Annotated in this window: 16 protein-coding genes and 1 other RNA gene; 11 read left to right on the forward strand and 6 right to left on the reverse strand. The window is 63.8% G+C overall.

What is annotated here, in order from left to right:
- Nucleotides 1-149: 149 nt before the first annotated feature.
- Together G486_RS0119800 and G486_RS0119805 are read right to left on the reverse strand one after the other, a co-directional pair.
- Nucleotides 150-1,502 (reverse strand): amidase, encoded by a 1,353-nt coding sequence (locus G486_RS0119800; RefSeq protein WP_027017095.1) that lies wholly within the window; start codon nt 1,500-1,502, stop codon nt 150-152.
- Nucleotides 1,503-1,554: 52 nt separating this feature from the next.
- Nucleotides 1,555-2,460: a DMT family transporter gene (locus G486_RS0119805; RefSeq protein WP_027017096.1), complete on the reverse strand. Its 906-nt coding sequence runs from the start codon at nt 2,458-2,460 to the stop codon at nt 1,555-1,557.
- Nucleotides 2,461-2,841: 381 nt separating this feature from the next.
- On the opposite strand from G486_RS0119805, the gene G486_RS0119810 reads away from it, so the two are divergent.
- A complete protein-coding gene (locus tag G486_RS0119810) occupies nt 2,842-3,639 on the forward strand; it encodes an AraC family transcriptional regulator (protein ID WP_027017097.1) in 798 nt (265 codons plus the stop codon).
- Nucleotides 3,640-3,660: 21 nt separating this feature from the next.
- Nucleotides 3,661-4,097, forward strand: an RNA gene (rnpB, locus tag G486_RS23205) — RNase P RNA component class A.
- 287 nt (nt 4,098-4,384) lie between these two features.
- On the opposite strand, the gene G486_RS0119815 is transcribed toward rnpB, so the two are convergent.
- From G486_RS0119815 to G486_RS0119830, 4 genes are all read right to left on the reverse strand, one after another.
- Complete coding sequence (locus G486_RS0119815) at nt 4,385-6,871, reverse strand: TonB-dependent siderophore receptor (protein WP_027017098.1); 2,487 nt, start codon at nt 6,869-6,871, stop codon at nt 4,385-4,387.
- A gap of 155 nt (nt 6,872-7,026) precedes the next feature.
- The gene (locus G486_RS0119820; protein ID WP_027017099.1) at nt 7,027-8,337 is read right to left on the reverse strand and encodes a sigma-70 family RNA polymerase sigma factor; all 1,311 of its coding nucleotides are present in this window, start codon (nt 8,335-8,337) and stop codon (nt 7,027-7,029) included.
- 262 nt (nt 8,338-8,599) lie between these two features.
- On the reverse strand, nt 8,600-9,358 hold the full coding sequence (locus G486_RS0119825) for an RNA pseudouridine synthase (protein WP_027017100.1): 759 nt from the start codon (nt 9,356-9,358) through the stop codon (nt 8,600-8,602).
- A 45-nt stretch (nt 9,359-9,403) separates the two neighbouring features.
- Nucleotides 9,404-11,077 (reverse strand): MBL fold metallo-hydrolase, encoded by a 1,674-nt coding sequence (locus G486_RS0119830; RefSeq protein WP_027017101.1) that lies wholly within the window; start codon nt 11,075-11,077, stop codon nt 9,404-9,406.
- 370 nt (nt 11,078-11,447) lie between these two features.
- Between G486_RS0119830 and G486_RS0119835 the strand changes: the two genes are divergently transcribed.
- The 9 genes from G486_RS0119835 (at nt 11,448) to hslU (ending at nt 21,041) form a co-directional block, all read left to right on the forward strand.
- Entirely contained in the window at nt 11,448-11,957 is a 510-nt protein-coding gene (locus tag G486_RS0119835; RefSeq protein WP_084455471.1) for a MarR family winged helix-turn-helix transcriptional regulator, read from the forward strand.
- A 55-nt stretch (nt 11,958-12,012) separates the two neighbouring features.
- Entirely contained in the window at nt 12,013-12,891 is an 879-nt protein-coding gene (gene dapF, locus G486_RS0119840; RefSeq protein WP_027017103.1) for a diaminopimelate epimerase, read from the forward strand.
- Nucleotides 12,888-13,601 carry a DUF484 family protein gene (locus G486_RS0119845; RefSeq protein ID WP_027017104.1) on the forward strand — a complete coding sequence of 238 codons (714 nt, stop codon included), beginning with the start codon at nt 12,888-12,890 and terminating at the stop codon, nt 13,599-13,601. The genes dapF and G486_RS0119845 overlap by 4 nt, the downstream gene beginning before the upstream one ends.
- Nucleotides 13,602-13,611: 10 nt before the next feature.
- The gene (locus tag G486_RS22940; RefSeq protein ID WP_051303702.1) at nt 13,612-14,610 is read left to right on the forward strand and encodes a tyrosine recombinase XerC; all 999 of its coding nucleotides are present in this window, start codon (nt 13,612-13,614) and stop codon (nt 14,608-14,610) included.
- 198 nt (nt 14,611-14,808) lie between these two features.
- A complete protein-coding gene (locus tag G486_RS0119855) occupies nt 14,809-15,909 on the forward strand; it encodes a CobW family GTP-binding protein (protein ID WP_027017105.1) in 1,101 nt (366 codons plus the stop codon).
- 614 nt (nt 15,910-16,523) lie between these two features.
- Nucleotides 16,524-17,174 (forward strand): RNA polymerase-binding protein DksA, encoded by a 651-nt coding sequence (gene dksA / locus G486_RS24680; RefSeq protein WP_407059811.1) that lies wholly within the window; start codon nt 16,524-16,526, stop codon nt 17,172-17,174.
- Between the two features lie 52 nt (nt 17,175-17,226).
- On the forward strand, nt 17,227-18,975 hold the full coding sequence (locus G486_RS0119865; RefSeq protein ID WP_027017107.1) for an STAS domain-containing protein: 1,749 nt from the start codon (nt 17,227-17,229) through the stop codon (nt 18,973-18,975).
- A 118-nt stretch (nt 18,976-19,093) separates the two neighbouring features.
- Nucleotides 19,094-19,639, forward strand: coding sequence for an ATP-dependent protease subunit HslV (gene hslV / locus G486_RS0119870; RefSeq protein WP_027017108.1), 546 nt, complete (start codon nt 19,094-19,096; stop codon nt 19,637-19,639).
- 82 nt (nt 19,640-19,721) lie between these two features.
- On the forward strand, nt 19,722-21,041 hold the full coding sequence (gene hslU / locus G486_RS0119875; RefSeq protein WP_211233818.1) for an ATP-dependent protease ATPase subunit HslU: 1,320 nt from the start codon (nt 19,722-19,724) through the stop codon (nt 21,039-21,041).
- Nucleotides 21,042-21,390: the final 349 nt, after the last annotated feature.

Here is a 21,390-nt window from a genome sequence, read left to right on the forward strand (position 1 = left end):
CGCTGCTGCACACATTGTGCATGCCCCCTGCTGCCTGCCTGGTTATATCGATATGGGCGCAAGAGTGGAAAGCGCAGCGATTCCGGGTCTTAGTGCGTGTTCACGATCTCCTCGCGGCGCGCCTGCGTAGAGAGATCGTGAACACGTTCTTACTCCATCTGCTCGACGCCCAGCGCCAGGGACAGCAGCCGCCGGTCCTGTCCGCCCGCGCAGGCCAGGCTCAGGCCCACGGGGGCCTGGCCGGCTTCATGGCAGGGCAGGGTGATGGCGCAGCCGTCCAGGAAGTTGATCAGCGTGGGGTTGCGCAAAATCAGTCCGTTGGCATCGAAGTAGGCCTCGTCGCTGTCGGTCAGGTCGGCGATCCTGGGCGCGATCACGGGCACGGTGGGCATGACCAGCGCATCGTGCGCGGCCAGTTGCTGCTCCACGCGCGCCACCCATTGCCGGCGCCTGGCCAGCAGGTCCACATAGTCGGCTGCGCTCATGGTCTTGCCGCGCAGAATGCGCTTGCCCACGCGTGGGTCGTACTCCTCCAGGCGCGTGGCCAGGTATTCGCGGTGCCAGGCCCAGGCCTCGGCCGCGGAGAAGCCGCCCTGGGCATTGATGGCGGCCAGCTCGTCAAAGGGCGCAACCACGGCTTCGGTGATGCGCGCGCCGGCCGCCGAGAGGCGCTTGAGCGCGCGCTCGTAGGCCGCGCCCACCTGGTCGTCCATGCGCTGCAGCACCAGATTCGTGGGCGCGAGCAGGCGCAGACCGGCCAGGGGCATGGCCTGCAAATCCTGTGCAGGCTCGCCCGAGAGCACGGCATCCAGCGTGGCGCAGCAGCGCACGCTGGCCGCCAGCGGGCCTATGGAGTCCAGGCTGGAGGACAAAGGCAGAACGCCTTGCATGGACACGCGCCGTGCCGTGGGCTTGAAGCCGGTGAGCCCGCACAGGGCCGAGGGAATGCGCACCGAGCCGCCGGTGTCCGAGCCGATGGCGGCCACAGCCATGCCATCGGTGACCGAAATCGCTGCGCCCGAGGAGGAGCCGCCAGGAATGCGTCCGCCGTCCACCTCGCGCTGCCAGGGGTTGCGCGGCGTGCCGTAGTGCGGATTGAGGCCCAGGCCCGAGTAGGCGAACTCGGTCATATTGGTGCTGCCCACGATGACGGCGCCGGCCTGGCGCAGGCGCTGCACCACCAGGGCCGACTCGGCCGCAGGCGGTGCATTGCGCAGCAGGGCCGAGCCGGCCAGCGTGGTGTGGCCAGCCACATCGAACAAGTCCTTGACCGAGATCGGCAGTCCCTCGAGCGCCGAGCGCGCCAGGCCGGCGGCGCGCAGCGCATCGCTGGCGCGGGCCTCGGCCATGGCCTGGGCGTGAAAAAGGCGCGTGAACGTGCGCGGCCCTTCGCCCTGGCCTGCGCGCTGCAAGGCCTGTTCGGTGAGCTGCTGCGAGCTGGTGGCGCCGCTGGCGAGCTGCTGCGAAACCTGGTCCAGGCGGGGAAGGGCGGGACGGCTCATGAGAACTCCTGTGAAAAAAGCGGGAGCCATGATCGTATCGCCCTGCGCGCGCCTAGGAGCCCGAGGCCAGGGACACGGCCGGTGCGCGCAATGGCGTCTTCCACAGCTCGGCCAGCAGCAGGCCGGCAATGGTCAGCACACCGCCCACGGCGTGGTAGGCGGCCAGGGGCTCGCTGAGGGCCACATAGGCAATCATGGCCGTGAAGATGGGCGTCAGGTTGAAGAACATGCTGGAGCGCCCCGGGCCGATGCGGGCCACGGACAGCATCCACAGCAGGGGCGCGGCGATGGAGGCCATGATGCCCGCAAAGCCCACCAGCGGCAGATTGGCCGCATTCAGCCCGATCTTGGGCGAGAGCAGGTACAGCGGCAGCTGGGCGGCCACGGCCACGAGGATTTGCAGATACAGCAGTTGCACCGTGGCCAGGCGCGGCATGGGCCAGCGCTTGAGCAGAATGTTGTAGATGGCATAGGACAGCATGGCGATGAACATCAGCACATCGCCGCCGTTGATGCCCTGGGTCAGCAGGCTGGCCGGATTGCCCGAGGACACCACCAGGGCCACGCCGAAAATCGCCAGCAGACAGCCCACCACCGCGCCCCAGCTCAGACGCTGGCCCAGCATGACGGTGGACAGGGCGAGCACCAGCATGGGCGTCAGCGAGCCGATCAGCCCCATGTGCGTGGCCGATGTCATATGGGCCGCGTAATAGGCCAGGCTTTGGTAGATCACCATGCCCAGCGTGCCCAGCACGATGAGTTTGGCCAGCATGGGCTTGATGTCGGCACGTTGGCGCCAGATGGATGGCAGCAGAAAAGGCGTGAACAGCACGGCCGCCACGACCCAGCGGAAAAAGCCGATCTCGGCCGCGCCTATGCTGTCGGCGGCCAGCTTGCTGACCACGGTGTTGACCGACCAGATCAGCACGGCGCAGAGCGGAAAAAGATAAGACCCCATGAAACAACTCCTGTAAGAACGTGTTCAAAGTCTCCTCGCGGCGCGCCAGTGTCTTTGCGGGATGGGATACAAGGCGCGATACCGCAGCAATAGCTGTGCTATTGCGAGGATTCGCAACACAGTAGACCGCCCGCAAAGCCACTGGCACTAAGGGTTGGAGCGAAATCGGGCGATTTCATCGCGCTGGCGCTTGCTTGCACACGAGTGCAAGCTGCGCCCCATCGACTCGAACTCATCCCGATTGCGCTCCAACGCGACTGCGTAGAGACCTTGCACACGTTCTAAGGCTGGCTATGATGGACTTGTCTTACTTGAAATTCATAGTTCGTTTCAGACAATCCGTAGCGCAAGTCGGACCTTTGTTGGGGAGGAGCCATCCATATGCCGCGTCGCAACCAGCTCATGCACATCCAGGATGTGGAGGATGTGCAGGGCGATTACTTCTTTCGCTATGACGAATTCGGCGCCCATACCGAAGCGCTGGCCCACAGCCACAGCTGGGGCCATCTGAACTACGCCCTGCATGGCAGCATGCGCATGGACACTGCGCAGCTGCGCTGGGTGTCGCCGCCGCAGTACGGCATCTGGATTCCGCCCGGCATGGTGCACAGCTGCTATGTGCGCCAGGCCGTGGTCTACCGCGCGGTCTATCTGACGCCGGCGCTGAGCCAGTCCATGCCCCAGCAGGCCTGCTCGCTGCGCATCAGCCCCATCGTCAAGGCCATCCTGGCCGACTTTGCCGAGCGCGATCTGCACATTCCCGACACCGAGGCCGACCTGCGCCTGGCACGCGTGCTGTATGACCAGTTGCAGGCCACGCCGGTGGAGCGCGGTTACCTGCCTGCAGCCCAGCACCCGGCCCTGGCCCAGGTGCTGGACGCCATGTATGCCGCGCCCGACGACCACCGCAGTCTGGCCGAGTGGGCGAGCAGCGTGCACATGACGGAGCGCACCCTGGCCCGCCACTGCCAGCGCGAGCTGGGCATGAGCCTGGGCGAATGGCGCCAGCGCATGCGCTATCTGCAGGCCATCGACGGCCTGCAGGCCGGGCACACGGTGCAGCAGATTGCGTTTGACCTGGGCTATGCCACGGCTTCGGCCTTTATTGCCATGTTCCAGCGCGAAGCCCAGATGCCTCCCGAACAATTTCGGCGCGAGTTCTGTGCAAGTGCTTTGTGAACACGACATAATGCGCGCCGTGAAGTTTGCTGGACCGCCGCTGGTGCAATCATGGAAACATGGCACTGGAGGAACGTCCGGACTGCACAGGGCGGCGTAGCAGCTAACGGCTGTCCACCGTGAGGTGAGGATCAGAGCAACAGAGACGAGTCCGAGCAGGTTTTGCCACCGGAGGTGTTCTGTGCGGCGCCAGCGAAAGCTGGCGGAAGGGCAGCGTAAGCTGTCCGAACCCGGCTTAGGCCGGGTCCGCACAGCCACCCCGAGCGGGCAAGCCCGCTCGGGGTGAAACGGGCAATCTCTACGCGCAGCAATACCAAGTAGGCACACGTTGACGGGGCCCCCGGAGTGTGCGGGTAGGTAGCATCGAGCCGTGGTGGCGACACCCGGCCCAGAGTAATGGCGGTCATGCCGCAGGCAACTGCGGTACACAGAATCCGGCTTATAGGCAGACTTCACACTTTGAATGCCACAAAAAACCGCGTTCCTCGTGATGGGGAGCGCGGTTTTTGTTTCCAGCACAGCGCCCAGGAGGGCGACGGACTTGCCAGGGCGTGGGAGAAAGTTGAAAAGAAATTTTCAACTTTCATAGCTGCCCGTGCGCATGCAGGCTTCAACTCCAAGCCCTTTTGTTCGAGAGGGATTGGAGTGCGGGCGATGGCTGCTATGCATTTTCAAGCACAGACTCGCGGCGTGCTTGAAAAGAATTTTGCAATCCGCGCTGCCGCCGACATGGCGGTGAACGGGCTCAGAACTGGTACTTGGCGCTCAGCAGCAGCCTGCGCGGCGTGCCGAAGTAGTTGGCGCCGTTGTTGGTGCCCAGGGTCTGGTAGTAGTGCTTGTCGAACAGATTGCTGATGTTGAGCTGCAGGTCCAGCTGCCGGCTCACGCGGTAGCCCACCACCAGGTCGGCCACGGCATAGGCGGACTGGCGCATGACATAGCCCTCGGCACGGGTGGTCGACTCCGAGGTGGTCCGGCTCTGGTAGCGCAGGCCACCGCCTACGCGCCAGGCATCCAGGTCTCCACCCAGGTGGTACATGGCCGACAGCTTGAGCTGGTGGCGCGGCGTATGGCTGGCATAGGGCGCGCCATGGTCGCCATCCGTGCTGTCGCCGGCGATCTTGGCCTGGGTATAGGTATAGCCCAGGCCGGCGTTCAGGCGCGGCAGGATCTCGCCGTTGATGTCCACATCCACGCCCCGGCTCTTGACCTTGCCCACGGAACGGTAGCAATTGGTCGCCACCGTGCACGACGCAATATCGGCAATCGCCTGAGGCAGGTTGTCCTGTGTGGTGTTGAAAACGGCCATGGCCAGGTTGACGCGCTCATGCAGATAGCTGCCCTTGAGGCCCAGCTCGAAGTTGCGGCCCTCCACCGGGGGCAGCATGCTGCCCGAGACATCCAGGTAGTCCTGCGGCCGGAAGATGCTGGTGTAGCTGGCATAGACCGAGTGGCTGTCGTTCAGGTCATAGGTCAGCGCCGCATAGGGCGTGACATGGGCGCTCTCCTTGAACGCGCGGTCCTTGCTCCAGCTGCCCTGGCGCTGGGCGTTGCTGAAGTCATACCAGTCCAGCCGGGCGCCGGCAATCAGGCTCAGGGGCGCGGCCAGCAGAAAGCGGCCGGTGGCGTAGGCCGAGGTCAGCGTGGTCTTTTGGCGGCGGGTCCACAGGTCTTCGGCCAGCAGGCTGGAGCGGTCCAGGGAATCGGGGTTCCAGGTCAGCGGGTCCACGCCCTCGGCGATCAGCCAGTCGCCATGGGGAGACAGGTAGCTATAGCCCAGGTCGTTCCAGCGTATGGTGCGGCGGCTGATGCCAAAGGCCAGATCATGCTCGCGCCCGAACAGGCGCACAGGGCCCTGGGCCGAGGCGTCGAGGCTGAGCTGTTTTTTGTCATAGTCATACGGGCCGCCTGCCACGTCGTAGAGCGTGCGGCCCTGGTGGTCGATGCCGCCGTAGACCAGGTAGGCGCCGTCCAGTGCCGACGTGGCCTGCAGGGCCCGCGCGGCCAGCCTGGCCTTCCAGCCGCTGTCGAAGCGGTGCTCCAGGTCGGCGAAGAGGCTGACTTCTTTTTTGTCCCACTTGCTCCACGAGGGCGAGAAGCGCTGCGATCGGGAGATGGGCAGGGGGGAGCCGTCGAAGGCCCTGGGCACGCCCATCCACTGAGAGCCGGGGTTGTCTTCGTTGACATAGGAGCCGCCCACGCTCAGCGTGGTGTCGCGGCCCAGGTCCAGCTCGGCAGTGCCGTAGAGCAGCTGGCGCTTGCTGCTGTAGCCGTCGGTGAAGTGGTCACGCGACTGCAGCGAGGCCACCACGCGCCCGCGTGCCGAGCCGTCTGCGTTGAGGGCGCCGCCCAGGTCGAGCTCGCCCACGGCCTGGTTCCAGCTGCCGCCGCGCAGGGTGAGGGAGCGCTGGGTTTCGCGCGGTGCCCGCTTGCGCACAAAGTTGATGGTGCCGGATGGGTCGCCCACGCCCGTCATCAACCCCGTGGGGCCGCGCACCACCTCCACGTGGTCGTACATGGCCATGGTGTCGTAGGTGGAGGTGTCGGCTTCATAGGAGATGGGCACGCCATCCTGCAAGAAGGAGCCGATGGCAAAGCCGCGCGCGTAATAGCTGGAGCGGTCGTCGCTGATGCGGTTGAGGGTGACGCCGGTGGTGCTGTTGGCCACGTCGTCTATGGACAGCATGCCCTGGTCGTCCATCTTCTGGCGCGTGACCACGGTGAGCGACTGGGGCGTTTCACGTATCGACAGCGGCAGCTTGGTGGAGGTGCTCATCAGCCCCGTGGTGTAGGAGCCCGAGCCTTCGGTGGTCGTGGTTTCACCCACGGCGGAGACCGTGACCTCAGGCAGGGCGCTGGTGCCGGCCGGCTTGTCGACCACCAGCGTGCTCTGGCTCACATGGCCTTCCAGCCCGCTGCCGCGCAGCAGCCGGTCCACGGCCACGGCTGTGGTGAAGCGGCCTTCCACGGCCGGTGCCCGGCGCTCCTGTACCAGCTCGGGGGCCACCAGCAGTTGCAGGCCGGCCTGGCGCGCCAGCTGGGTCAGCGCCTGTCCCAGGGGCTGGGCTGCAATGTGGAAATCGACAGCGGCGGCCATGTCCGTGGCGGCAGCGCTTTGTGCCAGCGCCGGCAAGGGTGCATGCCAGGCCAGCAGGGCCAGGGCGACGCTGCTTACGGCTGCGGCCATAGGGTGGCGTGCAGGCAGGCAGGGTTGGGGAAAGGGTGAAGACATGGAGACTCCTGTGCGGTGGCTTCGGCCTGGGCCGGGACAATCCCGGGTTGGCCGGGTTCTCATGTCTTTACGAACGAGTAGCGAAGTTCCCTCACGGTTTTGCCGCGTAATGTGCGAATCGGTGTGCGAATCGATGTGCCGATCCACTTTCGCGATCAACCGCGCCGGCGTATCACCAGCGTGTGCACTGCACCCTCTGGCTGCACGCGGACGGGCAGGGTGCGCGGCAGCAGCTGCAGCCAGCCAGGCACGGCCGCCGTGTGCACGCGGCCCAGCACGGGCAGGGCTGCGGCATCGGCCTCCACGCGCAGCGGGTGCGGGCTGTAGCGCGCAAGCCGTTCCACCACCTTGGCCAGCGGCGTGTTTTGAAAGTCCAGCCAGCCATCGCGCCAGGGCGCGACGGCGGTGATGGCCTGGGGCTGGGCGCTGTGCCCCGCAGGCAGGCGCAGCATCTGGCCGGGGGTGAGTTCTTGCGTGGCCCCGCTGCCGTCGCGTACGCGCACCCGGCCCGTATCCACGGCCACCAGCACGGCGTCCCCCTCCAGCGCCACCTCGAAGCGTGTGCCCAGCACGGTGACTTGCACATCGCCGGCCTCCACCGTGAAGGGGCGCCCGGTGTCGCGGGCGACCGCAAAGAATGCGCTGCCTGTCAGCAGCCGCACCTGGCGCCGGGCCGCGTAATAGGCCAGTTCGGCACGGCTGGATGCATCCAGGGTGAGGGTGCTGCCGTCGGGCAAGGGCTGGCGCAGCAACTGGCGCTTGGCGGTGGCCAGCTGCAGCTGGTACTGGGGCACCCATTGGCGCCAGCCCAGCCAGAGGGCCGAGCTGCCGACCCCCAGGCCCGCCAGTCCCAGCAGGCTGGACAGCGCACGCCGGCGGCCGGTGCGTGGTGCGGCGGTGTCCCCGCGCCAGCGGTGCAGCGCGGCTTCAATCTCGTCCATGGCACGCATGACCTCGCGTTCCACGGTCTTGACCGAGACCCCGTGGCGCGCTGCCAGCTCGGCGTGCGAGGCCCCGTCGATGCGGTCGGCCAGAAAAATGTCGCGGCAGCGCGTGGGCAACTGCTGCAGGGCGTGCTCGACTTCGGCCAGTGCCTGGCGGTAGCTGTGGGTGTCGGCCACATCCGGGCTGGCGGCCAAGGCGGGAGCATCTTCTTTGCCGCTGCTGTCAAAGCGCTGGGCCGTGCGCTGACCGCGCCGCAAATGGTCGATGGCGATGTGCTCCGCCACCGTATAGAGATAGGCGTGCGGCGCAATGTTCTGGGGGCTTGGTGTGCTGTGCTCGCCAGAGGGCGGTTCAGGGCGCCGGCCCTCGCTGCGTTGGCGCTCGGCCAGGCGGACCCAGGCGTCATGCACCAGGTCACGCGCAGACTGCGGCCCGGTGCGGCGCGCCACAAAGCGCACCAACTCATGGTAGCTGTCGTGGAAGGCGGTCAGCAGAGACGAAGAAGAAGCGGGCGAAGGCATGCGGACAGGGAGAGAACAGCACAGTCAACCTGCATTCTATGAAATGATTCTCATTTGTGTGTTTGCATTCCACATGCAAGCGCATTTCAAGGGCCGTTCTTCGCTGGCGGAATCCCCTCCGAATGGGGTGCCCCTACGGGGCTTGGTACTGTTCTTGCGCGTAAAACCGGCACAGCCCATACCAGGGACACCGCGCAAGGGCCGCCCCGCCGCGCTGGTGTCGTCCCCCTGGGGGGAAGGCGCCGCAGGCGACTCAGGGGGGTTAAAACCTCTCCCAGGGCATCATGTAGCGCCACTGACCTTCGGGCACCTTGGCCAGGGAGACGCGGCCAATGCGCAGACGCTTGAGGCTGAGCACGTCAAGGCCTACGGCTGCGCACATGGCCTCGATCTCCTCGGGCGCAATGCCTTTGAGCGCAAAGCGCAAATGGCTTTCGTTCTGCCAGCTGACCTTGCAGGGCGGCATGCGGCGGTTGCCTCTGATCGGCAGGCCGGACTGCAGCAGCTCCAGGCCATCGGCCTCGATTTTTCCCTTCACGCCGACGATGCACTCCTGCTCCAGCCATTGGCCTTCTTCGGCGAGCTTGCGCGCCACGCGCTTGTCCTGGGTGAAGACCACCAGACCACTGGCGGGCAGGGGAATCGGCAGAAAGGCCTGGAGATGGCGGAAGTGCTGTTCCAGCACCTTGATTGGAAAAGGCGTGTCCATCTGGGCCAGGGTCTCGGCCGTGAGCAGGTCCAGGGCGCTGGGCGGGGATTTGCGGCCGGGTTTCTCGTCGGGCCATTGGGTATGGCCTGCAGGCTTGTGCAGCAGCAGGGTCACGGGCGGCACGGCTTCGGGCTTGGCGCTTTGATCGAGGCTGATGGTCTGCCCGGGCTGTACCCTGGCCTCGGGCAGTTGCACGAGCTCACCGTCCACGCGTACGTGGCCGGCGACGATGAGCATCTCGGCTTCGCGGCGCGAGCACTGTTGTTGTTCGGCCAGCCGCTTGGCCAGGCGAACGCTGTCTTTGTCTTGCATGTGGCGAGCTTAATGCCAGCGCCATGCCCTTCATCGAAAAAAGGCTCAGCGCCCGGATCGGACGGCCTGTATGCGCTCCACATGGGCGAGCAGCGAGCGCTCGGCCAGTGGCCACAGCGCCCTGGGCGTATCGGCGTAGGCCAGGGCCACCCAGTCGTGGACGCTGCCGTCCGGCAATTGTTCCATGGCGGCCAGCACCCTGGCCTCGCGTGCGAGGCGATGGCCCTTGAGCTGGGCAATGGTCTGGCGCGCACAGCCCAGCACATGGCCGTGGGCCGGCAGGATGTGCTGTATGCCGTGCTGCTGACACAGGGCATCGAGCCGGTCCAGCGACTCCAGGTAGGCATGCATGTTCCCGTCGGGCGGGTTGATGATGGTGGTGCTGCCGTTGAGTATGTGGTCGCCGCTGAACAGCAGGCCGTCCTCCAGCAGCACGAAGCACACATGGTTGGCCGCATGGCCGGGCGTGAAGACCGCCTGCAGCGTATGTGTCACGATTTCGCCATCCAGCCCTTTGCCAGAGAGCGCTATGTGCTCCATATCTGATAGCGCCCTATCGGGCACGAAGTGGTCGCTGGGCCGTGCCGTGGGCGCCGAGGCCAGGCCGCGTATGAGTGGGCGTGGCCGGCCCGAGCTCTCCACCAGGGCCTGCAGCAGGGGCGCGCCGGGCGAGTGATCGGGGTGGGAGTGCGTGCACAGGATATGGCGTATGTCGCCGCCGGCCGCATCGAACAGGCGCTGGATGTGGGCCGCGTCGGCGGGGCCGGGGTCTATGGCCGCATAGCCGGTGTCTGCACCGCCGATCAGATAGCTGTTCGTGCCCGGGCCTGTCATCACGCCGCCATTCGGGGCTGTGAGCCGTGCAATGTTCCTGCGCAGCGGCACGGCCGTCTCGCTCTGCCAGTCCAGGTGGTGTTTTTGCTGGCCGTCGGGGCAGACCATTTCGAGCTCGCCATAGGGTGGCTCGTCCTCCATGTAGCGCGTATCGCTGCCCGCCAGCCAGCCCGAGCGCGGACAGCTGCGCCATAAGGGCTCCTCTGCGGGCAGGGCTGCGAAAAGCGCCTGTGTATCGGCGTAGCGGCTCAGCCTGTCCAGGGTGCGTATGGTGGGGAAGATGATGGGAAAGTCGCCTGCACGATGGCGCTCCAGTGCCTGCAGGGGGCGAACCCAGACCGGGGTGAACTGCTCGGTGCCGTCGGCCTCGGGCTCCTGGCCTTCGGGCATGCGGGCGATGAAGAACGGCACGTCGAAGCGGCGCGGCAGATCGCGGTCGGCCGTCCAGTGGGCCAGGTATCGGAGCTGATCCACAGCCAGCAGCCAGCCGCGCGCCTGGCATTGGGGAATGAGCGGCGCCTTGCGATCCAGGCCGGCCAGGGCCTGGGGCGTGACCTGGTGGCCGGCCGTGTCATAGGCCAGCAAAATGCCCAGCTCCTCGAAGGTCTCGCGCAGCCCGGCCAGGGCCTGGGTGATGCGCAGCGGCTCTTGCGTCGCGCGGACGCGCGCGCAGGCATGGGCCTGGGACTCGGCATCCTGCGCTTCTATGCCCCCTCCGGGAAACACATAGGCCGTGGGCGCAAAGCTGGCCTTGGGCGAGCGCTGGGTCATGAGGACCTCGAACCCCTGGCCGTCGGCGCAGTCGCGCACGAGCAGGACGGTGGCGGCCTTCAAGGGCTCTACGGGCTGGCGTTGGGGGTGCAGGAGCTGGCTGGGGCGATTCATGGATGGCCATTATGGGGACTAGACAGGCTGCTCCTGTTGCCAAAGAGACCTCGGCACGTCGAATCTGACCTCGGGAAAACACCGGGTGCCATCTTGCAGATCCGGTGGTTTTGATGGCTTTCTATGGCGATCAAGGCCTGGCTGGGCGACTGTTGGAAGTCAGGGCCCAGACTGGGCGGGCGCGATGCATGCACAATCAAGTCCCATAAGAGTGGACGGCCGGGACTGTGAGTCAGGCAGCGGGCTGGCGGTGGTGGACATGCCATGGATGCGGATTCCTCCAAAGGAAGAGCGCCCTGCCGGTATCTGTCATGGCCTTGGTGGCGGGTCTGGGACAGGACCCGGGCCTCCACTCGCATTCGAGGTTCGCATGACTGTTCGCAAGACCCCCGGTTCTTTTTCTCGCACCAAGGCTTTGGCCGGCAAGGCACGTGCTGCGGCCACCCAGGCCGTGGAGGCGGTGGATGCTGGCTTTCTCGAGTCCCTGATCGGCTACAGCCTGCGCCGTGCCTCGCTGGCCATGACGGGTGTATCCGCAGACCGCATGCAGGGCTTCGATCTCAAGATCGCCGAGTTCTCCCTGTTGTCGCTCGTGGGGCGCAATCCCGGTGTCACTTCACGCCAGCTGTGCGCGGCCCTGGACTTGCTGCCTCCGAACATGGTGGGCATGATCGACGCGCTTGTGGGGCGCGGCCTTCTGGAGCGCCGCCCCCATCCCAGCGACGGTCGGGCCATGGGGCTTTATCTCACAGCCCAGGCCGAGGGACTGGTGCACGAGGCCGAGCAGCAGATTCAGGCCAGTGAGAAAGCCGCTGTCCAGCACTGGAGCGCGGCCGAGCAAAAGCAGCTGCTGCAGCTTCTGCAAAAGCTTTATCGCTGACCTGGTGCTTGGCTTGCCGCGTCTGATGGGGCGATGTGCGGGGGATAATCGGAACATGCAAATCCGCTTTACCAAGATGCAGGGTGCGGGCAACGATTTCGTGGTGCTCGACGAGACGGCTGGCCGCCTGGGCTTGAGCGCGGCCCAGTACCGCTTTCTGGCGGACCGCCATTTCGGCGTGGGAGCCGACCAGATCCTCTCCGTCAGGCCTTCGCCGGGCCAGGGCATAGACTTTGAATATGTGATCCACAACGCCGACGGTGGCGAAGTGGAGCAGTGCGGCAACGGTGCGCGCTGCTTTGCGCGTTATGTGCATGACAAGGGGCTGACCGGCAAGAACGTGATCCGTGTGCAGACCCTGGGCGGGGTGATTGCGCCCGAGCTGCATGCGGATGGCCGCGTGACCGTGGACATGGGCCGGCCCGAGCTGCAGGCTGCCAAGGTGCCGTTCGATACCCGGGGCTTGCAGCCCGAGACTCAGGGATTTATGGAAAAATGGCCGCTAGTGCTTGATGAGATTGAGCAGGGTGCTATTGTTAATATAGCGGTCATCTCCATGGGCAATCCGCATGCCGTGCAGCTGGTGGACGATGTGCAGGCTGCCCCGGTGGAACGCTTGGGTGCAGTCATCGAGCGCCACCCGCGCTTTGCGCAGCGCGTCAACGCAGGCTTCATGCAAATCGTTGACAGGGCCCAGATCCGGCTGCGGGTGTATGAGCGCGGCGTGGGCGAGACCCTGGCCTGCGGTACGGGCGCATGTGCGGCCGTGGTCGCGGGCATAGGCTGGGGCTTGCTGGATACGCGCGTGGATGTGCATACCCCGGGAGGCCGGCTCACGATTGAATGGGGCGGGAGAGACCAGGATGCGGTGCGCATGACCGGCCCCGCAGAGTTTGTTTTTGAAGCACAGATCGAGGTTCCAGACGAGCTATGAATAACAACACCGATACCGCACTCACGGAAGAAACGATTGTCGAATATCTGCTGCTCCATCCGGAGTTCTTCGAGCACCATGCCGAGCTGCTGACGCGTGTGCAACTGGTCAGCAGCCATGGGCCGCGCGCCGTCAGCCTGCAGGAGCGCCAGGCCGAGATGCTGCGCGAAAAGATCAAGGGGCTGGAGCAGCGCATCATGGAGATGATGCGCTACAGCAGCGAGAACACCGGCATTGCCGACAGGCTTCATACCTGGAGCTGCTCTCTGGCCAGGGTGCAGGATTTGCGCGAGCTGCCCCATGCGCTTACGGCCAGCCTGCAGCACCAATTCGATGTGCCCCAGGTGGCTCTGCGCCTGTGGAATGTGGCGGGTTTTCATGACGGCAGCATCTACACCATGGGCGTGAGCGAGGATGCGAAATCCTTTGCGGCCTCGCTGACCATGCCGTTTTGCGGACCCAATATGGGCTTCGAGCCTGCGGGCTGGCTGCTCGATCCCGAGGCTGCCCAGTCCCTGGCCTTGCTGACCTTGCATGACGGCGACAGTGCCAATCCCGCGAATGCCTTTGGCATGCTGGTGCTGGGCTCTCATGATCCCGGCCGCTTTGATGCCGCCATGGGCACGGATTTTCTGGAACGCATCGCTTCGCTTGCGAGCGCTGCTTTGTCGCGCTTGCGTCTTGCACCTTTGACGCTGGCCAGAGCCTGAGGCTTTCAAAATGGATGGGGCGCGCGAAGAACAGGACGCTGCCAGGCCGCAACTGCCGCGCGTAGTTCACTCCTATCTTGAGCATGTGCGTGTGGAAAAGCGTCTGGCCCAGCGCACCTGCGAGCTGTATGCGCTGGATCTGACCAAGCTGTGCAGCTTTGCGGCTGCGGCCGGCCAGGAACTGCTGAGCCTGCAACCTGCCCACCTGCGCCGCTTCATTGCCCAGATGCACAGCCAGGGGCGCAGTCCGCGCGGAATTGCGCTCATCGTCTCGGGCTGGCGCAGCTTCTTCCGCTGGGCGGCCCAGCAGTCCTTGGTCGCCTTCAATCCTGTGGAGGGCGTGCGTGGACCCAAGGCTCCCAAGCCCCTGCCCAAGGCCCTGGGCGTGGATGATGCGGTGCAACTGGCAGACTTTGCCAACCCGGATGCTTCGCCCTGGATAGAGGCACGTGATGCGGCCATGACCGAGTTGCTCTACAGCTGTGGCCTGCGTGTGGGCGAGCTCGTGGGGCTGGATGTGCGGCCCGGCAAGGATTTCGAGCGCCTGCGCCGAGGATGGGTGGACATGGAAGCTGGCGATGCCCATGTGCTGGGCAAGGGCGGAAAACGTCGTCTCGTGCCTGTGGGGGCGGCAGCCATCGTGGCCTTGCAGCGCTGGCTGGCGCTGCGCGAGATCGGGCTGCCAGAGCCCACTCAGTGCATCGCACAGCAGGAGCCTGCGCTGTTCATCGGGCGGCGAGGTGAGCGCCTCACGGCGCAGTCGGTCTGGTCCCGGCTGCGCCAGAGAGCCCGCCAGGCCGGCCTTTCTGCAAATGTCCACCCTCATGTACTGCGCCATTCGTTTGCCAGCCATATGCTGCAGTCCAGCGGTGACCTGCGCGCCGTGCAGGAGCTGCTGGGCCACGCGAGCATTGCCACGACCCAGGTGTATACGCGTCTGGATTTTCAGCATCTGGCCCAGGTCTACGAGAGTGCTCATCCACGGGCGAAAAGAAAAGACGCCTCTTGAGCCGATGTGTCCCTGAGGATGCCCGGCTCTTGAATCATGGGAGAGAGCCCCCATCTAAGGTGACGCCTGCGTATTCGCCGTGTCGTGCAGCACCCCGTTGCTCGCGATCTCGCTACATTTTCTGGCCCATGGCAAGCCTCTTGTCCTGGTCATTGCCGTTCTCGGGCTGCCAGCCGGCCCTTTGTCCATAGGTTCATCATGTCTCTTATTCCTGTCAGCATACTCACGGGCTTTCTGGGCTCGGGTAAAACCACCTTGCTCAAGCGCGTGCTCAGCGAAGCCCATGGCCAGAAGATCGCCGTCATCGAAAACGAGTTCGGCGAAGAGAACATAGACACCGACATCCTCAAGACCGAGTCCAAGGAGCAGATCCTGCAGATGAGCAATGGCTGCATCTGCTGCACGATCCGCGAGGACTTGCGCGAGACCCTGCAACTGCTGGCTGCCAAGCGCCGCAAGGGACTGATCGAATTCGAGCGCGTGGTGATAGAGACCACGGGCCTGGCTGACCCCGGCCCCGTGGCCCAGACCTTCTTCATGGATGACGAGATCGCGGAAAGCTATCTCATCGACTCCATCATCACCCTGGTGGATGCCAAGCATGGCAACCAGCAGCTCGATGACCGCCAGGAGGCGCGCCGCCAGGTGGGCTTTGCCGACCAGATCTTCATGTCCAAGACCGATCTGGTCAGCGAAGAGGAAAAGAATGCGCTGATTCACCGCATCAAGCACATGAATCCGCGCGCTCCGATTCGGTCCGTGCACTTTGGTGATGTGCCTTTGAGCGAAGTGTTTGACCTGCGCGGCTTCAACCTCAATGCCAAGCTCGATATCGATCCCGACTTTCTCAAGGAGGACGAGCCGGACCACAGCCATTGCGATCATGAGCATGGCCATTGCGACCATGGGCACGATCACAAGCATGGGCATGACGAGCACTGCACCCATGATGACCATGAGCATGGCGAGCACTGCAAGCACCCGCATCACCACCACCATGACGATGATGTGAAGAGCTTCGTCTATCGTGCCGAGCGGGCTTTCGACCCCGCCAAGCTCGAGGATTTTCTGGGTGCAATCGTGAACATTTATGGCCCGCGCATGCTGCGCTATAAAGGCGTTTTGCACATGAAGGGCACGGAGCGCAAAGTCATTTTCCAGGGCGTGCACCAGCTCATGGGAAGCGATTTGGGGCCGCAGTGGGCCGAAGATGAAAAGCGCCAGAGCAAGATGGTGTTTATCGGCATAGATCTGCCCCGGGACATCCTGGAACAAGGCCTGGAGCAGTGCCTGGTCTGACAGGCGCGCTGCCCGTGGCTGGCAGCGGTGGCTGCGAGCCCTTGGCTTGTTCCAGATCACGAAAGTGCTACGGCCTGCTGAAGTCCGCAATGTATCTAAAGGTGTTTTGATGCCTTGGATTTCTTAGCCCGATCTACCAGGGCTGATGCCAAGATAAAAGGCGAATCTATGCCTGACGGCCTGGATCGCTAAGAGCGTGTTTACGATCTCCTCGGTGCCGCGCCTGCGTAGAGATCGTGAACACGCTCTAAGGGGATTGATGGCGTCTGATGGCTTGGTATTCAGTGCAGAGGGATTGCATATGTTTCAGGTGATGGTGAATTTGTCGTTGGATATCCGCAACGATTTGCCGGGTCTCCTGGTGCCTATATACAATCGCGCCCCTGAAGAGAGAACCCGCAAGGCTAGCCCACTGGGCTGATTCCCTGCCTGGGACCGGTGCTACTGTGAGGAGACAGGAAGTGAAAGCCGAATCCAGCAAGAAATCCATGCAGCCTACCAAGGCTGGGATTGCAGGCCGCGAGGCTGCGGCTCAGTCCCCCGGTGGGATGGGCAATGCCGTGGTGGCCGGCACTTGCGAAGCAACTTCTTCGATGCCCGGCGGCAGGCCCGCCATGGGCTCCCTGGACTCAGCCAGGAAAACGGCAGGCTCAGCACCTGCAGCGCCCGGGCGCCAAACAAGGCCTTCGGGCCAGGCGTCTCGATTGACAGTACCATCCATGGCCCCGACCGAAGCTGTCGGCGGGGGTCAAGTTAGCGAAATCAACACTATGCCTACCACTAAGCAAACGCCTTCGTCGGGTATGACGAAACAGGATCCCAAGCTGGCCAATGCCTGGAAGACCAAGTCGGCTGAGGAGTTGACGGATGCCGAAGTGCTGGCCATGTCCGAAGACGAGTACATGAACGACAAGCAGATGGCGTTCTTTCGTCTCAAGCTCGAGATCCTCAAGCGCGACATGCACATCAATGCCGGTGAGACTGCAGAGAATCTGCGTGAAGATACGGTCGTCGTGCCCGATCCCGCAGATCGCGCCACCATCGAGGAAGAGCATGCGCTGGAGCTGCGTACACGCGACCGTGAACGCAAGCTGCTCAAGAAGATAGAGCAGTCGATTACGCGTATAGATAGCGGCGACTACGGATACTGCGATGAGACCGGCGAGCCCATTGGTGTCGGTCGACTGCTGGCCCGGCCAACGGCGACGCTGTCCCTCGAGGCTCAACAGCGCCGCGAGCTCAAGCAGAAGATGTACGGCGACTGAGCGCGTGTTGAAGAAGTTGGCATAGTTACAAGGCTGGACTGACGGACGAAGCATGGCTAAAGAAGAGGACCGTAAAGCGGGAGGACTGTTATCCAAGGTGGTGAGCTTTGTGCGCCACCCCACGGTCAACTGGTCCGAGCTCGACGGCCTGGGCCAGGAGGAAGAAGGTCAGTACAGCAAGCAGGCGCTCAAGGAAATGATGGAGCGCAAGCGCCGCAACGACTTTGTGCGCAAGCGCGAGTTCGAGCAGTTGCGCCGGATCCGGCAGGCCCAGCAGCAGCAGGCTGCGGCAGGGCCTGCTTCCGGCTCGCAAAAGCCCTTGTCCCAGCAGATGATCAACAGCCTGTTGAGCACCTCTTCGGGCGAGCGCGCGGTCACGCTCAAGAAGATCGACGAGATCGAAGCGCAGATGTCGCAGCAATGGTGGCGCGGCAGACCCGCCGGGGAAGTGGTGACTGCGCCCATGAGCTTGCCTCAGGGGGGCAACCCCATGCCGGAATCCTTTCGTCAGCAAGAGGCGCCGCCTGTTCTCACCGAGGTGGTCCAGGCAGGCAAGGCCTTGCAGACCATGGCGCATGCAGGCGATGCCTCAGGCTTTGCGCCGACCCAGCCGTTTGTTCCATCAACTGCCTTTGCACCGACCCAGCAGCTTTTTGCTCCCACCCAGCCCATGGGGCTGGGGTCGAAAAAGCCGACTTCGCCTGCGCCTGCCCCGTTGCTGGAGAGTCTGGACTTCGGCCAGCCTTTGGCTGCGGCGTCGGCCGAAAGCGCCGAGTCAAGTCAGGCGCCGTTTGTGCATGATGCGGATCTTGAGGAGCCGGCCATCCTGTTTGCCAACGGCGATGTGGACAGCGTCGAACAGATTCTGTTGAAGCTGATTGCCGAGCGCGACATACCATCCCAACTGCCGATCTGGCTGGCCTTGCTGGATCTGTACCGGGCCGCTGATCGTCTGGAGGCTTTCGACAAGGCCGGTGTCGAGTTTGCGGCCCGCTTTGGTCGATCCGCGCCACAGTGGTTCGCCATGCCGCGCCTGGCCCCGGCTCCGGTTGCAAGGGCGGGCATTCCAAAGCAGATGCGCTGGAGTGCGCCCATCCAGATCACGGTCCAGACCGTGGTTGCGCTCTTGGCAGCGAAGAGCCGCATGCCCGGGCCATGGACTCTGAACTGGGAGCATGTGCAGCGCATAGACACTGCCGCAGTCAAGCCTTTGAAGGACTTGTTCAACCAGTGGGCGGATGAGCAGGGGATCTTCATTCAGCTCGGTGCGGCGAATCTTTTGGCCGTGCTCTGCGAGCACAGCCCTTCGGGCGAGCCTGAAGTCGATCCCCTTTGGTGGCGCCTGCGCCTGGCCTGGTTGCGGATGCTCAACCAGCACGATGACTTCGAGCTGGCTGCCCTGGATTACTGTGTCACCTATGAAGTCTCTCCCCCTGCCTGGGTCGATCCCCTGTGCCGCAGCTTCAGCGAGGCACAGGCGGCCGAGGCCGGTCTGCATGAATCCGAGCAGGCGCAGCCCGGTGCTGCGAGCAAGGGCCTGTCGGGCGTGATCGAGGGAGATGCGAGTGCCTGGCTGGAGCCGCTTCAGGAAAAGGCTAGGCTTGGCGAAGTCGTCGGCATTGATTGCTCCCAGTTGGTGCGCCTGGATTTCGCGGCTGCAGGCTCGGTGCTCAACTGGGCGGTCAATATGCAGTCACAGGGCCACAGACTGGAATTCATCCAGCTGCATCAGCTGGTGGCGGTGTTCTTCAACGTCATAGGCATACAGGAGTATGCGCGTGTGGCGCCGCGCAAAGACTGAGGAACAAGGCCGCCTGAGGATGAGGCGCTTGGGCTCCTTGCTCTCTGTGCGTGGATGATGGATGAAAGTTGCCTGCAGCCTCTTGTGAACGGCTTTCATGCCCTCATATGGCAGGCTTATGGAACAGTATCACGGCACCACCATCATCAGCGTGCGCCGACAGACTCCCGAAGGCGTGCAAGTCGCCATTGGCGGGGACGGCCAGGTCACATTGGGCAACATCGTCGTCAAGGGCACGGCGCGCAAGGTGCGCAAGCTCTATCACGGCAAAGTGCTGGCCGGGTTTGCAGGGGCCACGGCCGATGCATTCACGCTGTTCGAGCGCTTCGAGGCCAAGCTGGAAAAGCACCAGGGTCATCTGACGCGTGCGGCCATCGAGCTCACCAAGGACTGGCGCACCGATCGTGTGTTGCGCCGGCTTGAGGCCATGCTGGCCGTGGCCGACCATTCGGCATCGCTGATCATCACCGGCAATGGCGATGTGCTTGAACCCGAGCAGGGCATCGTGGCCATTGGCTCGGGCGGTGCCTATGCGCATTCCGCAGCCAAGGCCTTGCTCACGAATACCGAGCTGTCTCCCGAGGAGATCGTGCGCAAGTCGCTGACGATTGCGGGCGAGCTGTGCATCTACACGAACCTGCATCACACCGTAGAGACCTTGTGATCCAGCGTTCAGCCACCTGAATTGATAGCTGTCAGCGCTTGATGGTCAAGCGCTGGCGGCATGTTTGACTGATTTTTTTGCCATGTCCTCAGCCATGACTCCCCAGGAGATCGTCTCCGAGCTCGACCGCCATATCGTGGGCCAGGCCGGCGCCAAGCGCGCCGTGGCCATTGCGCTGCGCAACCGCTGGCGCCGCCAGCAGGTGGCCGATGGTTTGCGTCAGGAAATCACGCCCAAGAACATTCTGATGATCGGCCCTACGGGCGTGGGCAAGACCGAGATTGCGCGGCGCCTGGCCAAGCTGGCCGATGCGCCCTTCATCAAGGTCGAGGCCACCAAGTTCACCGAAGTCGGATATGTGGGCAAGGACGTGGATGCCATCATCCGCGACCTGGTCGAGGTTGCGGTCAAGCAGACGCGCGAAGCCGACATGAAGAAGATGCGTCTGCGTGCCGAGGAGGCTGCCGAGGAGCGCATTCTGGATGTGCTCGTGCCGCAGGCCCGCAGCGGCGAGGCGGTGGCCGACAACACCGCGCGGCAGGTGTTCCGCAAGAAGCTGCGCGAAGGTCAGCTCGACGACAAGGAGATCGAGATCGACCTTGCCGAAGCGGCCCCCCAGGTACAGATCATGGGGCCCCAGGGGATGGAGGAGATGGCCGAGCAACTGCGCGGCATGTTCAGCCACATGGGGCAGGAAAAGCGCAAGACGCGCAAGCTCAAGATTGCGGAGGCCATGCGCCTGCTGACCGAGGAAGAGGCCGCCAAGCTCATCAACGAGGAAGAGGTCAGGGCGCACGCCATCACCAATGCCGAGCAAAACGGCATCGTCTTCATCGACGAGATCGACAAGGTTGCGGCACGCCAGGAGTCCGGTGGAGCCGAAGTCTCGCGCCAGGGCGTGCAACGCGACCTGCTGCCCCTGGTGGAGGGCACGAGCGTCTCCACCAAATATGGGGTGGTCAAGACGGACCACATCCTGTTCATCGCCTCGGGCGCCTTCCACCTGGCCAAGCCCAGCGACCTGATTCCCGAGCTGCAAGGCCGCTTTCCGATACGCGTGGAGCTGGAGTCGCTGTCGGTCAACGATTTCGAGGCGATTCTCACGCAGACCCATGCATCCCTGGTCAAGCAATACCAGGCCCTGCTGGCCACCGAGGGGGTGAGCCTGGAGTTCTCGCCCGAGGGCATTACGCGCCTGGCCTCGATTGCCTTCGAGGTCAATGAGCGCACCGAGAACATCGGTGCGCGCCGCCTGTCCACCGTCATGGAAAGGCTGCTGGATGAGGTGAGCTTTGATGCAGCCAGGCTCTCGGGGCAGACCGTCAGCGTGGATGCGGCCTATGTGGACCAGCGTCTGCAGTCGCTGAGCCAGAATGAGGATCTTTCGCGCTACATCCTCTGATTCAGACGCCTGCCGAACTCCTGCGAAGTGACTGCCCGCCTAGTCGGGCAGTCACTTTTTTTGTAGGAGAGTCGCTCGATTTGATTGGTTTGCGTGTGAATTAAACAGTTGCAATTGAGGTGCTGCATTAAGAGATCACTTGCAATGATTTCTCTAAGTGCTTGTATTGCCTTGAATTTTTGTCGAGACAATTTTTGAATATTCGTCTAAGTCCTTGATTTCATTGCAAATGTTTGTTCGTTGTTAGTTTGAGTAATACGAATTTGCTGCTACAGTGCAAAAAAGTGCAATTAAGTGGTGAAAATTGCCTTTGCACCCCAGAAAGCCGGATGCAAAGGCCTCAACTGAC

The sequence above is a fragment of the Comamonas composti DSM 21721 genome (assembly GCF_000429845.1).
Lineage (GTDB): Bacteria > Pseudomonadota > Gammaproteobacteria > Burkholderiales > Burkholderiaceae_C > Comamonas > Comamonas composti.

Excerpts from the sequence above, each read along its gene's own strand:
- G486_RS0119830 (WP_027017101.1), bottom strand. The coding sequence starts at position 11,077 with ATGAATCGCCCCAGCCAGCTCCTGCACCCCCAACGCCAGCCCGTAGAG.
- G486_RS0119845 (WP_027017104.1), top strand. The coding sequence starts at position 12,888 with ATGAATAACAACACCGATACCGCACTCACGGAAGAAACGATTGTCGAA.
- hslV (WP_027017108.1), top strand. The coding sequence starts at position 19,094 with ATGGAACAGTATCACGGCACCACCATCATCAGCGTGCGCCGACAGACT.
- G486_RS0119835 (WP_084455471.1), top strand. The coding sequence starts at position 11,448 with ATGACTGTTCGCAAGACCCCCGGTTCTTTTTCTCGCACCAAGGCTTTG.
- G486_RS0119810 (WP_027017097.1), top strand. The coding sequence starts at position 2,842 with ATGCCGCGTCGCAACCAGCTCATGCACATCCAGGATGTGGAGGATGTG.
- G486_RS0119815 (WP_027017098.1), bottom strand. The coding sequence starts at position 6,871 with ATGTCTTCACCCTTTCCCCAACCCTGCCTGCCTGCACGCCACCCTATG.
- dksA (WP_407059811.1), top strand. The coding sequence starts at position 16,524 with ATGGGCTCCCTGGACTCAGCCAGGAAAACGGCAGGCTCAGCACCTGCA.
- G486_RS0119800 (WP_027017095.1), bottom strand. The coding sequence starts at position 1,502 with ATGAGCCGTCCCGCCCTTCCCCGCCTGGACCAGGTTTCGCAGCAGCTC.
- G486_RS0119865 (WP_027017107.1), top strand. The coding sequence starts at position 17,227 with ATGGCTAAAGAAGAGGACCGTAAAGCGGGAGGACTGTTATCCAAGGTG.
- G486_RS0119820 (WP_027017099.1), bottom strand. The coding sequence starts at position 8,337 with ATGCCTTCGCCCGCTTCTTCTTCGTCTCTGCTGACCGCCTTCCACGAC.
- dapF (WP_027017103.1), top strand. The coding sequence starts at position 12,013 with ATGCAAATCCGCTTTACCAAGATGCAGGGTGCGGGCAACGATTTCGTG.
- hslU (WP_211233818.1), top strand. The coding sequence starts at position 19,722 with ATGTCCTCAGCCATGACTCCCCAGGAGATCGTCTCCGAGCTCGACCGC.
- G486_RS22940 (WP_051303702.1), top strand. The coding sequence starts at position 13,612 with ATGGATGGGGCGCGCGAAGAACAGGACGCTGCCAGGCCGCAACTGCCG.
- G486_RS0119855 (WP_027017105.1), top strand. The coding sequence starts at position 14,809 with ATGTCTCTTATTCCTGTCAGCATACTCACGGGCTTTCTGGGCTCGGGT.
- G486_RS0119805 (WP_027017096.1), bottom strand. The coding sequence starts at position 2,460 with ATGGGGTCTTATCTTTTTCCGCTCTGCGCCGTGCTGATCTGGTCGGTC.
- G486_RS0119825 (WP_027017100.1), bottom strand. The coding sequence starts at position 9,358 with ATGCAAGACAAAGACAGCGTTCGCCTGGCCAAGCGGCTGGCCGAACAA.